13 protein-coding genes are annotated in these 15,613 nt (G+C 69.5%); 11 read left to right on the forward strand and 2 right to left on the reverse strand.

Annotated elements, in window-relative coordinates:
- Positions 1 to 6: 6 nt before the first annotated feature.
- The 5 genes from ACIA6A_RS16520 (at position 7) to ACIA6A_RS16540 (ending at position 7,144) form a co-directional block, all read left to right on the forward strand.
- Positions 7 to 2,661: a PQQ-binding-like beta-propeller repeat protein gene (locus tag ACIA6A_RS16520; RefSeq protein WP_396098481.1), complete on the forward strand. Its 2,655-nt coding sequence runs from the start codon at positions 7 to 9 to the stop codon at positions 2,659 to 2,661.
- Positions 2,662 to 3,066: 405 nt separating this feature from the next.
- The gene (locus ACIA6A_RS16525) at positions 3,067 to 5,484 is read left to right on the forward strand and encodes a non-reducing end alpha-L-arabinofuranosidase family hydrolase (RefSeq protein WP_396098482.1); all 2,418 of its coding nucleotides are present in this window, start codon (positions 3,067 to 3,069) and stop codon (positions 5,482 to 5,484) included.
- Positions 5,485 to 5,685: 201 nt separating this feature from the next.
- Positions 5,686 to 6,024, forward strand: coding sequence for an ArsR/SmtB family transcription factor (locus ACIA6A_RS16530; protein WP_396098483.1), 339 nt, complete (start codon positions 5,686 to 5,688; stop codon positions 6,022 to 6,024).
- 1 nt (position 6,025) lies between these two features.
- Positions 6,026 to 6,673, forward strand: coding sequence for a dihydrofolate reductase family protein (locus ACIA6A_RS16535; RefSeq protein WP_396098484.1), 648 nt, complete (start codon positions 6,026 to 6,028; stop codon positions 6,671 to 6,673).
- 9 nt (positions 6,674 to 6,682) lie between these two features.
- A complete protein-coding gene (locus ACIA6A_RS16540) occupies positions 6,683 to 7,144 on the forward strand; it encodes an SRPBCC domain-containing protein (RefSeq protein WP_396098485.1) in 462 nt (153 codons plus the stop codon).
- A gap of 569 nt (positions 7,145 to 7,713) precedes the next feature.
- Here ACIA6A_RS16540 and ACIA6A_RS16545 read toward each other — a convergent pair.
- The gene (locus ACIA6A_RS16545) at positions 7,714 to 8,196 is read right to left on the reverse strand and encodes a MarR family winged helix-turn-helix transcriptional regulator (RefSeq protein ID WP_396098486.1); all 483 of its coding nucleotides are present in this window, start codon (positions 8,194 to 8,196) and stop codon (positions 7,714 to 7,716) included.
- Positions 8,197 to 8,269: 73 nt separating this feature from the next.
- On the opposite strand from ACIA6A_RS16545, the gene ACIA6A_RS16550 reads away from it, so the two are divergent.
- Together ACIA6A_RS16550 and ACIA6A_RS16555 are read left to right on the forward strand one after the other, a co-directional pair.
- Positions 8,270 to 9,448, forward strand: a complete 1,179-nt coding sequence (locus tag ACIA6A_RS16550; RefSeq protein WP_396098487.1) for an FAD-dependent monooxygenase — start codon at positions 8,270 to 8,272, stop codon at positions 9,446 to 9,448.
- 30 nt (positions 9,449 to 9,478) lie between these two features.
- On the forward strand, positions 9,479 to 10,726 hold the full coding sequence (locus ACIA6A_RS16555; RefSeq protein WP_396098488.1) for a ricin-type beta-trefoil lectin domain protein: 1,248 nt from the start codon (positions 9,479 to 9,481) through the stop codon (positions 10,724 to 10,726).
- 17 nt (positions 10,727 to 10,743) lie between these two features.
- Here the strand turns inward: ACIA6A_RS16555 and aztA are convergent, their stop codons facing one another.
- Positions 10,744 to 11,355 (reverse strand): zinc ABC transporter ATP-binding protein AztA, encoded by a 612-nt coding sequence (gene aztA, locus ACIA6A_RS16560; RefSeq protein WP_396098489.1) that lies wholly within the window; start codon positions 11,353 to 11,355, stop codon positions 10,744 to 10,746.
- A gap of 51 nt (positions 11,356 to 11,406) precedes the next feature.
- Between aztA and aztB the strand changes: the two genes are divergently transcribed.
- From aztB to aztD, 4 genes are all read left to right on the forward strand, one after another.
- Entirely contained in the window at positions 11,407 to 12,219 is an 813-nt protein-coding gene (aztB, locus tag ACIA6A_RS16565) for a zinc ABC transporter permease AztB (RefSeq protein WP_396098558.1), read from the forward strand.
- Positions 12,216 to 13,379, forward strand: coding sequence for a hypothetical protein (locus ACIA6A_RS16570; RefSeq protein ID WP_396098490.1), 1,164 nt, complete (start codon positions 12,216 to 12,218; stop codon positions 13,377 to 13,379). The genes aztB and ACIA6A_RS16570 overlap by 4 nt, the downstream gene beginning before the upstream one ends.
- Entirely contained in the window at positions 13,376 to 14,281 is a 906-nt protein-coding gene (gene aztC / locus ACIA6A_RS16575) for a zinc ABC transporter substrate-binding protein AztC (RefSeq protein WP_396098491.1), read from the forward strand. Before ACIA6A_RS16570 ends, aztC begins: the two co-directional genes overlap by 4 nt.
- Positions 14,282 to 14,359: 78 nt before the next feature.
- A complete protein-coding gene (aztD, locus tag ACIA6A_RS16580; protein ID WP_396098492.1) occupies positions 14,360 to 15,523 on the forward strand; it encodes a zinc metallochaperone AztD in 1,164 nt (387 codons plus the stop codon).
- The last annotated feature ends 90 nt before the right edge of the window (positions 15,524 to 15,613 follow it).

The raw sequence follows: 15,613 nt of genomic DNA on the forward strand, positions 1-15,613 counted from the left end.
CGACCGATGAGACCACGAATCTTCTTACCGATCCTGCTCGCCCTCACCGTCGCCACCGGCCCGTCGGCGGCGTTCGCGCACACCCCCCGCCCCGGGGACAGCCGGTCAGGGCCGGCCCCGTCCGGCGCGGACATGCCGACGGTCGGCGGCAACCTCGCCAACCAGCACTACTCGGGACTGACCCAGATCACCCGGCGGAACCTCGACCGGCTGGGCCCCGCCTGGCGTACCCATGTCTCGGCGGTCGCCCCGGCCAGCGACGACGTGGGCCAGCAGACCACCCCGATCGTGGCCGACGGCGTCATCTATCTCGACACCCCCGGCGGCGAGGTGATCGCCGTCGACGGCGCGACCGGCGCGGCCAAGTGGAAGTGGAAGCCCGCGGGCTTCGAGACCGCGGACACCCGGCGAGGCGTCTCGGTCGGCGCCGGCAAGGTGTACACGCTGGCCGGTGGTGACCGGGTCGTCGCCCTCGACAAGGACACCGGCGCGCAGGTCTGGGCCGTGCAACCGGCTGTCGGGGCCGGCGTCGACCTGGGCAACATCGACCGGGTCGCGACCGTCTACCACGACGGCATCGTCTATGTGCACGCCGCCAACGGCAACCGCGCCGCGGTCGTCGCCGTGCGCGCCAGTGACGGCGGCTATCTGTGGCACTTCTTCGGCGGATCGGAACCGGGTACGACCTACACCGACGTCAACGGCAACACGGTGGACCCGGGCGCCACCTGGGGACCGGACCCGCAATGCGGTCTCGAAGGCGGCGCGACGCCGTGGATGCACGGAGCCGTGGACCCCGGCCTCGGGTACTACTACATGACCTTCGGCAACCCGCGCAGCTGCCGGAGCTCGCAGGACGGCTCCTTGCGCCCGGGCGACAACCTGTTCTCCGACACCATCATCGCCGTCGACCTGAAGACCGGCGCCTACAAGTGGCACTACCAGTCGATCCACCACGACGTCTGGGACATGGACAACGTCCACCCGCCGACCCTGGCCGACATCACGGTGAGCGGCAAGCAGCGCAAGGTGCTCTTCTACGGCAGCAAGTCCGGGCACCAGTTCGTCCTCGACCGCACCAACGGCAAACCCGTGCTCCCGGTCACCGAGAAACCGATGATCCAGGACGCCCGGCAGCACAACGCCGCGACCCAGCCCTTCCCCGGCCAACGGTTGCTGCCCGAGTGCGTCGTCTGGCAGAAGCTCGACCCGCGCACCGTCCCGGGTGACCCCTGGCGCGCGGTGCCCAACTACAACGGCTACCAGGCCGACGCGAAAGGCAACCTGGTCTACAACCCGGACAGCTACGTCGCGGCGGACCAGCCGTACCTGAGCTATCCGGCGGGTAAGGACCACCGCGCGGGCTGCATGTACGACCCGCAGTGGGACCTGCCGATCCTGTCGACGACCAGCCCCAACGGCGGCGGAGACTGGTCGAACGACTCCTACAGTCACAGTACGAACATGGTCTACTACCCGTACGGCGTCAGCCCGGTGGCGCACTGGAACGGTGCCGCCTCCAACGGGCAGCGGGCGATCGGCCAGTACCAGACCGGCGGCATCCTCGCCTACGACGCCTCGACCGGGAAGGTGCGGTGGCGCAACCACCTCGGCACCGACATGGCCCACGGCCAGGGTCCCCTGACGACCGCGTCCGACCTGCTGTTCGTCGGCCAGATCGACGGCCGGTTCCTGGCCCTGGACGCCCGCGACGGGGACATCCTCTGGCAGTTCCAGACCGGCTCGGGCATCTCCGGCGCCCCCATCACCTACACGGTCGACGGCGAGCAGTACGTCGCCGTGCTCGCCGCCGGATCCACGAACCCGTACGGCGCCTCGGTCACCCAGGGGGACTCGCTGTGGGCCTTCAAACTCGGCGGCAGAGCCACGACCGGGTCGGGGAGCCAGGAGGGCCCGGACACCGCTCCGCTCACGATCCGCCGTCCGGTGCAGGGCGGGCCGGTCGACGGCGCGACGGTGGACAACACGATCCTGCTGGGCCGCGAGAACCGTACGACGGACACCGCCGCGGCGCGCGACAGCACCGCGCAGCGTGCCATGGCCCCGACGCACCTGCGGGTGCCGGTGGGCACCACGGTGACGTTCCGCAACCCGGGAGCCGAGACGTTCCCGAACTTCCCGAACCAGCTGCCGCACTGCGCGACGCAGTACTTCGAAGGGCTCTTCAACCCCAAGCTGAAGCCGGGGGAGAGCTTCCCGTTCACCTTCACGCGCGCCGGTGAGTACTACTTCAACGACTGCACCGACCCCCGGCCGGCCGGCAAGATCGAGGTCTACCCGGCACCGCGGGACCTCCCCGGCGCGCTGCGCTTTCTGCCGTCCACCCTCGACCTCGGCTCGCGGACCGGCATCTTCACCGGGGTGCACGGCGTCGTCACGGCGACGCTGAGCATTCCGGCCGGCTACCGCCTCGACGGCGACGGCGAGGTCGTCCTGCGGACTCCGCTGTCCCAGACGCCGGTCGAGGCCAGGCAGGCAAAGGTGATCGGCCGCACCCTGGTGGTGGTGTTCAACAAGGCGGACCTCGACAACAACGTGCCGGTGGGCGATGCGGTGGCCCTGACGCTGGCAGGGCAGTTCCTGCACGACGGAAGTCAGCAACAGCTCACGTCGACAGCCACGGTGCGCATCGTCAAATAACCGCCTCGGTCCGGGCCCGGTGAAGCGTGCTCCATGCTTCGCCGGGCCCGCGCTCAGCCCGGCCCATGTGCCGGGCTGAGCTGCTTTTCTTCCGTGCCGAACGCCGACCAGTGATGACGCCCGGTCGCCGGATTGCCGGAACTTTCGGAGAATCCCCGGAATTCGTAGATCATTTCAGCGGAGTCCAAGGCTGTAAGAATCTCGAGTCAGCGGCCTGAGCCATCTGTCTGTGCCCTTTTTCCTGGTCGAGACCATGGTGGACGCTGGAGTGCGGGCCTCTTGACTTCCGGTAATTTTCCGGAAGGAGTTGTTTCGCCGATGTTACCGTGCCAGCATGACGTGATATCGAAGCCCGTCTCTTCGTAGCCGGACAGTGCGATCACCGACCCTGGTAGGAGGCCCATCGTGGCGATCAACTCCCCTGACCATGAAGCCGATCCCGTGCGGCGCCGATCGCCATGGGTGCGGCCGTTGCTCGGCGGTGTCGTGGCCGCCATCACGGCGCTGGGTGTGGGCATGGTGATGCCTGACGCGAACGCCGCGGCGAGCACACTCGGCGCGGCCGCCGCGCAGTCGGGACGCTATTTCGGCACCGCGATCGCGGCGAGCCGATTGGGTGACTCGACGTACGCCACGATCGCCGGGCGCGAGTTCACCATGATCACCGCTGAGAACGAGATGAAGCCGGATGCCACCGAGCCGAACCGGGGCCAGTTCTCCTTCAGCTCCGGCGACCAGATCTACAACTGGGCGACCCAGCGCGGCCTGAAGGTGCGCGGACACACCCTCGCCTGGCACGGCCAGCAGCCGGGCTGGATGCAGAGCCTCAGCGGCAGCACCCTGCGCCAAGCCATGATCGACCACATCAACGGGGTGATGGCCCACTACAAGGGCAAGCTGGCCGCCTGGGACGTCGTCAACGAGGCCTTCGAGGAGAACGGCAGCCGGCGCAGCTCCAACCTGCAGGGCACCGGCAACGACTGGATCGAGGTGGCGTTCCGCACCGCCCGCGCCGCCGACCCGTCGGTCAAGCTCTGCTACAACGACTACAACATCGAGAACGCGACGTACGCCAAGACCGTGGCCGTGCTCAACATGATCAAGGACTTCAAGGCCCGCGGCGTACCCATCGACTGTGTCGGTCTGCAGACGCACTTCACCGGTGGCAGTTCGCTGCCCGGCAACTTCCAGACCACGCTGACCAACTTCGCCAACGCCGGCGTGGATGTGGCGCTGACCGAGGTCGACGTCACCAACTCGTCCACCAGTCAGTACGCCGGCCTGACCCAGGCGTGCCTGAACGTGCCCCGCTGTATCGGCATCACCGTGTGGGGAGTGCGCGACAGCGACTCGTGGCGCTCCAGCGAGAGCCCGCTGCTGTTCGACGGCTCGGGCAACAAGAAGGCCGCCTACTCCTCGGTCCTCAACGCACTGAACGCCGCGACCCCCGGCCCCTCCGACCCGACTCCCACCCCGACGAACCCGGGGACCGGCGCCGGCGCGATCAAGGGCACGCAATCGGGGCGGTGCATCGACGTGCCCAGCTCCTCGCAGACCAACGGCACGCGGGTGACCCTCTACGACTGCAACGGCCAGTCCAACCAGCAATGGACGTACACTTCGAGCAAACAACTGATGGTGTACGGCAGCACGTGCCTGGACGCCGCCGGCTCCGGCAATTCCGCGGCGATCCAGATCTACAGCTGCAACGGGCAGACCAACCAGCAGTGGAACGTCAACAGCAACGGCACCATCACCGGCGTGCAGTCCGGACGGTGCCTGGACGTCTGGGGCACCGGCAACGGCCAGCAGGTCCAGCTGTACGACTGCAACGGGCAGGCGAACCAGCAGTTCCAGCTCGCGTCCTCCGGGGGCGGCACCTCCCCGACCCCCACGACACCGCCGCCGAGCAACGGCACCTGCGCCCTGCCGTCGAGTTACCGCTGGTCGTCGACCGGATCACTGGCCAGCCCGAAGAACGGGTGGACCTCGGTGAAGGACTTCACCAACGTCATCTACAACGGCCAGCACCTCGTGTACGCGTCGAACGTCAACAACGGGTCGTACGGTTCGATGAACTTCGGCCTGTTCACCAACTGGTCCGACATGGCCTCGGCCAGCCAGACCGGGATGAGCCAGGGCACGGTGGCGCCCACGCTGTTCTACTTCGCCCCGAGGAACATCTGGGTGCTCGCTTACCAGTGGGGCCCGACCTCGTTCAGCTACAAGACCTCCAGCGACCCGACCAACGCCAACGGCTGGTCCTCGGCGCAGACCCTGTCGACCGCTTCCATCACCGACGCCCAGTACGGCGTGATCGACCAGACGGTGATCGGCGACGACCAGAACATGTACCTGTTCTTCGCCGGTGACAACGGCAAGATCTACCGGCAGAGCATGCCGATCGGGAACTTCCCGGGCAGCTTCGGAGCCTCGTACACGACGATCATGAGCGACTCGACGAACAACCTGTTCGAGGGCGTCGAGGTCTACAAGGTGTCGGGCCAGAACCAGTACCTGATGCTCGTCGAGGCGATCGGCAGCCAGGGCCAGCGCTACTTCCGGTCCTTCACGTCCAGCAGCCTGGGCGGGTCGTGGACCCCGCAGGCCGCGAGCGAGAGCAACCCGTTCGCGGGCAAGGCCAACAGCGGTGCCACCTGGACCAACGACATCAGTCACGGTGACCTGGTCCGCAGCGCTGACCAGACCAAGACCGTCGACCCCTGCAACCTGCAACTGCTGTACCAGGGCAAGGACCCCAACGCCTCAGGTGACTACAACAACCTGCCGTGGCGGCCGGGCGTGCTCACCCTGCAACGCTAGAGATCGTCCGGTAGGCCGTCCAAGCCTCGTCCGCCCGAACGGGGGTAACCCGTTCGGGCGGACGAGTTCGGCATGACCAGGCGAGACCGTGATCAAGAAGGACGAAGCACGGAGTATTGGCTCTGAGCGCGAATAGCGGGCTCTGTCCCTCCTTGCGTGATCCGCTTGACGAGATGCTGTCCGTCAACAATAGTGAGGCATGTGCCTAAGTATCACGACGAGATCGACGCCGTGCTCCGCGCGCTCGCGGATCCGACGCGCAGGGCCGTCGTGGAACGGCTGGCGAAATCCCCTGCCGTCGTGTCCGAACTCGCAGCGCCGTTCTCGATGGCCTTGCCCTCACTCATGCAGCACCTGCGCGTTCTTGAGGACGCCGGACTGGTCACGTCGCACAAGCACGGACGCGTCCGCACCGTGACATTGCGGCCCGGCGCCTTCGACATCCTGCACCTGTGGCTCGACGAGCAGCGAACCCCCGCAGAACGCCAAGCCGACCGGCTCGGCATCCACCTGGTCCGGACTGAACCGAAGGACAGCTGACATGACCCGCGTTCGCATCGACATGTTCGCCTCGCTGGACGGCTACGCCTCGACGACCGGCGGCACCCCCGACAATCCGATGGGAGAGGACTGGGGACGCCTTACGGCGGCCTACGCCGCGACTCGTACGTTCTACGAGCGTGTCCTCGGCGACACCAGCGGCGCCGGCGCGACCGGCATCGATGACTCTTACGTCGCCGCGCATTTCGACGGCATCGGCGCCGAGATCATGGGCGCGGCCATGTTCGGCCTGCACGCGTTCCCTGACGACCCGGACTGGAAGGGCTGGTGGGGTGACCAGCCGCCGTTCGGGACCCCGGTCTACGTCCTCACCCACACCGCACCGCGTCTGCCCATCGCCATGCGGGGCGGAACGACATTCCACTTCCGCAACACCGCAATCAAGGACGTGCTCACCGAGGCGACCGAGGCCGCCGGCGGCCTGGATGTGCGTGTCGGCGGGGGCGTCAGCACCGCCGGCGCCTTTCTGCGGGCCGGCCTGGTAGATGACCTGCACGTCATGATCGCTCCTATCCTGCTCGGCCGGGGCACCCGGCTGTGGGACGACCTGCGCGGTCTCGACCTCACCCACAAGGTGACGACGGAAGTGGCCGAGAGTGGCACGATCCACGTCACCTTCACGCGATAGGACCCACAGATGACGATCGAACGCCGACTCGCCCGCGCCGGGTTCACGCTGAGCCGTGACTACCCCATTCCCCTCGATCGTGTCTGGGACGCGTTCGCCGACGAACAGCAGAAGCGGGCCTGGTGGGGCGCAGGTGACGCCATCGAGCCCGGCGAGTGGGCGTTCAACTTCCGGGTCGGTGGACGCGACGTCGCCGAGGGCAGATTCCACGACGGTCCGCTCTCACGCTACGAGGCCACCTACACCGACATCGTCGAACACGTCCGTATCGTCACGACGTACGACATGTGGCTCGACGGGATTCACATGTCGACCTCGGTGGCGTCGCTCGAGTTCGAGTCGTTCGGCGAAGGCACCCGGTTCACGCACGTCGAGCACGGCGTCTTCTTCGACCAGTTCTGGGCCGACGGCGCGAACCGCGAGAAAGGCAGCCAGGGCCTGCTCGACGCTCTGGGCAGCTATCTCGCGTGACGCCCCTGCGATGATCGAATGTGGCTGAGCGGTCATTCCGGGTCGCACTCGGGTCACACGTGCTGCTGGGCCGCCACCGTCCGGGCTCAGTTGCCCGCGAATCTCAGCGGCTCGGCGGCCTGGGTACCGAAGCGCATTCCCGTCGGCGCGATGGGAGCAGACGGGTGAACCGCTGAGCAGGGGTGTCCCGTGGCTGCGGTGAACTCGTCCTGCCGGCCCATCTCGACGCCCTGGTGCTCCGGTGGCTTACGCGAACGACGAGGCTTGGGCACGGCAACTCGTGAACGGGTCAGGTGTTGCGACGACCGTCAGAACCCAAGCCGTCCGTGCGGAACGATGGCGACGCCCCGGCCTCGGCCTGATGTGTTTTCTCTGTGCTGGAGCGGGCAAGCGAAGATCATGTCTCCGTGAAGGCCGCATCCGAGGGGGCGACCCCGGAACAGGCTCGCCGGGCCGGGGATCGAGCGGCGCGGCGGGGCAACACCAACGCCGCCATCACCAGCGCCATCAGCAGCTGATCCACCACAGGAGGTACGCGCCCGCCGAGGCTGATGCCACGGCGGGCGCAGCTATTCGTCCAGGGCGCCGAGCCGGGCGGTCAGGTCTGCGGCGAAGCGGTCCAGCAGCCGGCCGAAGGTGCGGCGGTCCTCGGTGGACCAGCCGGCGAGGGCGTCGCCGAGCACTCCCAGCGTGGTCTCCAGGTAGCGGCCGGCCGCTCCGGCCCCGGCCGGGGTCAGCTCGGCCAGCCGGGCCCGTTTGTCGTCCGGGTCCGGGACCCGCCGGACCAGGTCGCGTCGTTCCAGTTCGTTGACCTGCCGGGTGATGTGGGGCCCGACGACCTGCATGCGTCTGGCGATCTCGCCGATGCGCATCGTTCCACCGCTCATGTGGAGGGTGACCAGCACGCCCAGTGCCGGGCGGTCCAGGCCCAGCCCGGTGTTCTCCGAGGCGCGCTCGATCAGCCGGCTGCGGTTCAGCACGGTGCTGAGCTGCGAGAGCCGGGGCAGGATGGCGAGCAGGTCGAACTCACCGTCGTCGGCAGTGTCGGTCATCACACTCAATTCGATACCTAAGTTAGGTATATAGTTTGGGCAGGTATCGGGACGGGCCATCGAGGGGGGCACCATGAGCAGGGCATCAAGAGGCAGGGTACTGGTCTCCGGAGCGAGCATCGCGGGACCCGCGCTGGCATTCTGGCTGCACAGGTACGGTTTCGACGTCACCGTCGTGGAGAAGGCGAACGCCGTCCGGGGCGGCGGTTACCCCATCGACATCCGTGGCACCGCCATCGAGGTCATCCGGCGGATGGGCGTGCTGGCTCCGCTGCGGGAGGCCCACATCGCCACGGAGCGGCTCACCTTCCTGGCCCCCGACGCGACCGTGATCGCCTCGGTGAAGCCGGACGCGGTGGTTCGCGGGGTCGAGGGTCATGACCTGGAGGTTCCCCGGGGTGACCTGACCACGATCCTGTACGACGCGGTCCGCGACGACGTCGAGTTCATCTTCGACGACAGCATCGCCACCCTCGACGATCATCCGGACCGGGTCGACGTGACCTTCCGCGGCGGGGTGCACCGCAGCTTCGACCTCGTGGTCGGCGCCGACGGGCTGCACTCGAACACCCGCAGCCTCGTGCTCGGCCCCGAGTCGCAGTATCACCGCTACCTCGGGCACTGCTTCGCCGGCTTCACCATGCCCAACGATCTCGGGCTCTCCCGCGAGGCCGTCATGTGGAGCCGGCCTGGCCGGGGAGCCGTTCAGTACGCGGTCCGCGACGGCGACCGGGTGCACGGGTTCCTGACCTTCGACCGGGCCGAGCCGCCGTTCGAGGCCTTCCGGGACCCGCGGGCCCAGCGCGAGCTCGTGGCGTCGGTCTTCGCGGACGACGGGTGGCAGATCCCGCGCATGGTCGAGGTCATGCGTTTGGCCGACGACCTGTTCTTCGACGTGGTGAGTCAGATCCGGATGCCCCGGTGGTCGATCGGCCGGACCGTCCTGGTCGGCGACGCCGCGTACGCCCCGTCGTTCCTCACCGGCCAGGGCACCAGCCTGGGCCTGGTCGGGGCGTACATGCTCGCCGGGGCCCTGGCCACCGCTGACGACCACACGTCGGCCTTCGCCGCCTACGAACGCGAGACCCGGCCGTTCGTCGAGCTCAACCAGGACCTTGTCGGCGAGGGCGACGCCACCCTCTTTCCCTCCACCGCGCAAGCCCTGGCCGAGCGCAACGAGATGCTGCGCGACCTGGCCACGATGCCCGCCCCGGCGCCCCGGCCCGAGCACTCGGCCCTGACCCTGCCATAGAGCGACCTCCGTCGATGTAAGGTGAGCCGTGTGATAAGAGGTCTGCGGGCGTTGCTGGTCGCCGTTCTGATGGTGCCGGGGGCCGTCCTGATCGCATCGGGCCTGATCGCACCGGGCCCGGCTGCGGCCGCCGGGCTGACCTACGTGGCGATGGGGAGTTCGTTCGCCGCCGGCCCGGGGATCCCGCCGGTCCAGTCGAGCGAGGGCGCGGCGGCGTGCTCCCGGTCGGCCGGCAACTATCCCAGCGTCGTGGCCCGGGAGATCGGCGCGAACCTCACCGATGTCACCTGCAGCGGCGCGACGACGGCGAACATCCTCACCACCGCTCAGTCCGGCCGGCCACCGCAGATCCAGGCGGTGACCGGTGCAACCGACGTGGTCACCGTGACCATCGGCGGCAACGACGTCGACTACCTCGGCAGCCTGGGTGCGTACACCTGCCAGAACGACGGCGGCAGCGGCTGCGCGGGCGTCGACCGCGCCGCCATCGACCAGGCGTTCAGCGCGTTGCCCGGGCGTCTCGAGAACATCGTGAACGCGGTACGCGGCGCTGCGCCGGGTGCCCGCGTCTACCTGGTCACCTATTTCACGATCCTGCCCGGATCCGGCACGTGCGCGGGTGTGCCGCTCACCCCGGAGCAGCTGACGTACGAGCGCGGTGTCGCCTCGCGTCTGGAGTCCGTCACGTCCGCGGCGGCATCGGCCACCGGAGCGACGGTGGTCGACCTCGCCACCGCCAGCCGCGGGCACGACGCGTGTTCGGCCGATCCGTGGGTGGAGGGCGCACACCCGCCGGCGGGCCGCTCTCAGTACCACCCCAACGAGGCGGGGATGCGGGGAGCGGCCGCCGTCGTGCAGAGCGCGCTCGCCTCGGCCGGGCAGGTGCGCAGCACCGTGCTGCGTTCCGGGATCGCCGGGAAGTGCGTGGACGTCTCGAACGCCGCCACCGCCGACGGCACCCGGGTCCAGCTGTGGACCTGCAACGGAACGGGCGCCCAGACGTGGGCGTACACCCCCGGCGCGGGTGGCGCGGTGCGGGCCCTGGGCAAGTGCCTGGACGTCAGCAACGGTGGGACGGCCGATCGGGTCAAGGTGCAGCTGTGGACCTGCAACGGATCGGGTGCGCAGCGCTGGGTCACCGGAGCGAACGCGTCGCTGGTCAACCCGCAGTCCGGGCGCTGCCTGGACGATCCGGAATCCGCCACGACGGACGGGACCCAGCTGCGGATCTTCGCCTGCAACGGCACCGCGGCGCAGCAGTGGACGCCGGCTGCCTGAGGACGGTGATCCGCGCGTCACCCGGCGGTGAGGTGGAGGGTGCGGTCGGCCAGTGCCACCTCCTCGTCGTCGTGGCTCGCGATGACGACCGCCGCGCCCGCTCGCACCTTGTAGGTGAGCAGGTCATGGACGTGGCGGCGGGTGCGGGTGTCGAGGGCGGTGGTGGGCTCGTCGAGGAGATAGGCGTCCGCCTCCTGGAGGAGGGCCTGGGCGAGCAGGGTGCGCTGCCGCTGGCCACCGGAAAGCTCGTGCAGGCGCCGCCGGGCCAGGGGAGCGATCTCCAGCAGCTCCATGATCCCGGTCACCGCGGCGTGGTCGCGCCGGGTGAGCCGGCGCAGCAGCCGGCCGGGAGTGAATCGCCCGATACGAACGCATTCGACGACGGTGAGCGGTAGCGCGTCGATGTCGCTGGTGCGTTGGGGCAGCAGGGCTACCCGCAGGCCCGGCGCCCGGCGGACGCGGCCCGCGGTGGGCTGGGCGACCCCGGCGAGCAGGTGCAGCAGCGTGCTCTTGCCGGAACCGTTCGGGCCGGTCACGGCCAGCATCGACGCGCTCTCGGCGCGCATGGTCACGTCGGCCAGCACGGGCGTCCCGGCGTACCGGAAACCGAGGTTGTCGGCGATCAGCAAGGCATCCCCTTATTGGAAGTGATTTTCACTTCCAGTATATTGCCTCGGGTGATGTCGTTCCTCGCCGAGCCGTTCACCGTCTCTTTCGTCCTGCGCGCCCTCCTCGGCGGCGTGCTGCTGTCCGCCGTGTGCGCCCTGGTCGGGGTGTGGGTGATCGCCCGTGGGATGACCTTCCTGGGTGAGGCGATGAGCCACGGGATGTTGCCGGGCGTCGCGGTCGCGTCGATCCTCGGCGGCAATCTCGTCGCCGGGGCCGCGGTGAGCGCGCTCGCCATGGCGGCCGGTGTCAACGCGCTGCGCGACAGCCGCGAGTTCGGCCGGGACACCAGCATCGGGCTGCTGTTCGTCGGCATGCTCTCGGTCGGCGTCATCGTCGTCTCGCATTCGCGCTCGTTCGCCACCGACCTGACCGCGTTCCTGTTCGGTGACGTCCTCGCCATCGGCCGCGACGACCTGCTCCTGCTGGCCGGGGCGGGTGCCGTGGTCGCGGCGGTGTCGGCCCTGTTCCACCGGCCGTTCCTGGCGCTGACGTTCGACCCCCGCAAGGCCCGCACGCTGGGTCTGCGCCCCGGGCTCGCCAATGCCGTGATGATGATCCTGCTGACCGTGACGATGGCCGTCGCGTTCAGTGTCGTCGGCACCCTGCTGGCTTTCGGGATGCTCATCGCCCCGTCGGCGGCGGCCATGCTGGTCGCCCGGCGCCTGTCCGCGGTGATGCTGACCAGCTTCGTGATCGGTTCGGCGGCCACCGTCGCCGGGCTGTGGATCTCCTGGTACGCCGCGACCGCGGCCGGCGCCACGATCGCCGCCGTCACCGTGCTGATCTTCTTCGTCCTCCTCGCTGTACGGAAAGGAACGTCGTGATCAAGAGAGTTTCCGCCGTGCTGAGCCTCGTGCTCGCCGCGTCGGCCTGCGCCTCGCCCTCGCCGGGGGAGGAGGAACCACCGCACGGATACGTCGAGGGTGCGGCTGAGTTGCCCGAGGCGCAGACCACCATCGCGTACGCGGCCCGCGGCGCCCGGCAGCTGAGCCTGCTCGACCTGGCCACCGGGAAGGAGAGCCGGGTGGATCTCTCCGTCGCCGCCGAGCGGCTCATCGACGACGGCCGGTTCGTCTACGCCGTCGGCGGCGGCACGGTGGAGATCGTCGACACCGGGGTGTGGAGCGTCGACCACACCGACCACGTCCACCACTACCGGGCCCCGGCCCGGTCGGTGGGCGTCGTGCACCTCGACGCACCGGTCACCTCGGTCACCGGAGCGGGCGCACGCACCGCGATCGGCACCACCGACGGGCGCGTCACCCTGCTCGACCGTCGCGGGCTGGAGGGTGGCGCCGTCACCGCGGTGACCACGATCGACTCCGGCAGCTCGACCGCGCTGGCCCTCCCGTACGCGGATCGGCTGCTGGTCGCCGTCGGTGACGCCCGCGACCGCCCCGCGAACCGGATCGTGGCCATGAGCGCCGACGGCCGCGAGACCGGCGCCTTCCGGGCACCCTGCGCCGCACCGCGCGGGGCCATCGTGCTGCGCGGTGGTGCGGTCATCGCCTGCGAGAAATCCCTGATCCGCGTGAAGCTCGAGAAGGACGTGCTGACCACCGAGGTCCTCGACTCGCCCGTCACCCCGGTCGCGCGGACCGCGTTCGGTCACCGTCCGCGCAGCAACGAGGCCGCGCTGGCCGGCCGTACCGGCATCTGGTCGGTGAACGCCGCCAAGGCGACGCTGCATCACCTGCCCGTGGACGGCCGGGATCTGGTCGCCGCCGCCTCGCCGGCCGACGACAGCACCGTGCTCGCCCTCGACGCCGCCGGCACGGTGATCAGCTACGACCTGCGCGGCGGCCGGAAGCTCGCCGAGGCCCCGCTGAAGGCCACGACGCTGACGCTCGACATCAACCGGGCGTACGCGGCCGCGCCGCAGGCCGGGGTCATCTACGAACTCGACTATCGGGACAAGCTGCGCACCGCCCGTACGTTGCGCGCCTCGCAGCAGCCCGATCTGGTCGTGGAGGTGGGCCGGTGAGAAGGCTCCTGGCAGTCGTGGCCACCGCGGCGGCTCTGCTCTCCGGCGCCGCCTGTGCGACGACCGGCGAGGCCCGCATCGTGGTGACCACCAACATTCTCGGTGACGTGGTCAGGCAGATCGTCGGCGACCAGGCGACGGTGACCGTGCTGATGAAGCCGGGCGCCGACCCGCACTCGTTCGCGATCTCGGCCCGGGAGGCGAACACCATGCGGACCGCCGATCTGGTCGTCTACAACGGTCTGGGTCTCGAGGAGGGAGTGCTGCACCACGTCGGGGCGGCGCGGGAGGAGGGCGTGCCGGCCGTCGAGGTGGGCGCGCTGATCAAGCCGATGCAGTATCGCGACGGCGACGCGGCGGGGCAGTCCGACCCGCACTTCTGGACCGATCCGGCGCGGATGGGCGTGGCGGTTCGGCTGCTCGCCGCCGAGATCGTGGCCACCGTGGACGGTGTGGACCCGGCGGTCGTCCGTGCGGGCGCACAGGCGTACGCGCAGCAGGTGAGCGACCTCGACGCGGACCTGGCGGCGCGTTTCGCGACGATCCCCGACCGGCGTCGCGTGCTCGTCACCAACCACCACGTGTTCGGCTATCTCGCCGAGCGCTACGAGCTGCGGGTGATCGGCGCTGTTCTGCCGAGCGGGACGACGCTGGCCTCGCCGAGCGCCTCCGACCTCGCATCGCTGGTCACCGCGATCGAGGAGCACCGGGTCCGGGCCATCTTCGCCGACACAGCCCAGCCCGCACGCCTGGCCGAGGTGCTGGCGGCGGAGGCGGGCCTGGACGTACGGGTGGTCGGGCTGTACTCCGAGTCGCTCGGCGAGGCGGGCGGCGAGGCGGCGAGCTACCTCGCGATGATGCGCTTCAACGCCGACGCGATCATCGGCGGTCTGTCCGCCTGACCCGCTCAGCGGTGATCCCGGGCTCTCTAGGTCTGTTTTACTGAAAATGATTGTCATTCAAGGTATGAGGAGAAAGTTGTGCATCGACGCGGAACAAGAACACTGGCCGTCCTGGCCGCGGGCTCCCTGGCCCTGACCGCCTGCGGCGAGCCGGAGGCGTCCTCGGCACCGGCGGCACCGGCCGTCGCCGAGCCGATCGCGGTCACCTACGACGGCGGGATCTACGTCCTCGACGGCAGGACGCTGACCGTGGAGCGCACCATCGCGCTGGAGGGCTTCAACCGGATCAACCCGGCCGGCGACGACAGCCACATCGTCGTCTCCACCGCCACGGGCTTCCAGGTGCTCGACGCCGCCGCCGGCGAGCTGACCGACATCACCTACCCCGGCGAGAAGCCCGGCCACGTGGTCCGGCACGGCGAGCGCACCATCCTGTTCACCGACGGCACCGGCGAGGTCAACAGCTTCGACCCGAAGGGACTGGCGAACGGCAAACCACCGGGCCGGCAGTACCGGGCCGCCGTACCCCACCACGGCGTGGCCGTCGAGCTGGCCGACGGCACCATGATCGTCACCCTGGGCACCGAGGAGTCCCGGACCGGCGCGATCGCCCTCGACCGCAGCGGCAAGGAGATCGCCCGTAACGAGAAGTGCCCCGGTGTGCACGGCGAGGCCGTCGCCCGGGGCGACGTCGTCGGACTCGGCTGCGAGGACGGCGTGCTGCTCTTCAAGAACGGCGCGTTCGTGAAGGTGCAGAGCGACCTGGCGTACAGCCGCATCGGCAACCAGGCGGGCAGCGATGCCTCGTCCGTCCTGCTCGGCGACTACAAGACCGAACCCGACGCGGAACTCGAGCGGCCCGGCCGGTTCTCGCTGATCGACACCGCCACGGACGAGCTCACCGTGGTGCCGCTGCCGAAGGGCGTCAGCTACAGCTTCCGCTCGCTCAACCGCGGCCCCGGTGGCGAGGGCCTCATCCTCGGCACCGACGGCAGGATGCACGTCGTCGACCCGGCCACCGCCACGATCACCAGGTCGTGGCCGGTCGTCGCCGCCTGGCAGGAGCCGATCGAGTGGCAGCAGCCGCGCCCGGCGATGTTCGTCCGCGGCGACCTCGCCTACGTCACCGAGCCGGCCGCCCGCAAGGTGCACCAGCTCGACCTGACCAGCGGTGCGATCGTCGCCTCCGTCACCCTCGAGGCCGCCCCCAACGAGATCAGCGGAACGCTCGCGAGCCACTGAGCGTCGGTGACCGCGACGCCGGGTCCGGCAGGCCGGGCAGTGTGCTGGTGCAGGTGGGTGACCACGGCACCGGCGCACCCCGGCTGGCCT

The sequence above is a fragment of the Actinoplanes sp. NPDC051494 genome, assembly GCF_044454705.1.
In the GTDB taxonomy this organism is placed as follows: Bacteria; Actinomycetota; Actinomycetes; order Mycobacteriales; family Micromonosporaceae; genus Actinoplanes.

What these genes read in the sequence shown, in the direction of transcription:
- ACIA6A_RS16520 (WP_396098481.1), top strand. Translation starts at nt 7, where the DNA reads ATGAGACCACGAATCTTCTTACCGATCCTGCTCGCCCTCACCGTCGCC.
- ACIA6A_RS16535 (WP_396098484.1), top strand. Translation starts at nt 6,026, where the DNA reads ATGACCCGCGTTCGCATCGACATGTTCGCCTCGCTGGACGGCTACGCC.
- ACIA6A_RS16540 (WP_396098485.1), top strand. Translation starts at nt 6,683, where the DNA reads ATGACGATCGAACGCCGACTCGCCCGCGCCGGGTTCACGCTGAGCCGT.
- ACIA6A_RS16545 (WP_396098486.1), bottom strand. Translation starts at nt 8,196, where the DNA reads ATGACCGACACTGCCGACGACGGTGAGTTCGACCTGCTCGCCATCCTG.
- ACIA6A_RS16550 (WP_396098487.1), top strand. Translation starts at nt 8,270, where the DNA reads ATGAGCAGGGCATCAAGAGGCAGGGTACTGGTCTCCGGAGCGAGCATC.
- aztB (WP_396098558.1), top strand. Translation starts at nt 11,407, where the DNA reads ATGTCGTTCCTCGCCGAGCCGTTCACCGTCTCTTTCGTCCTGCGCGCC.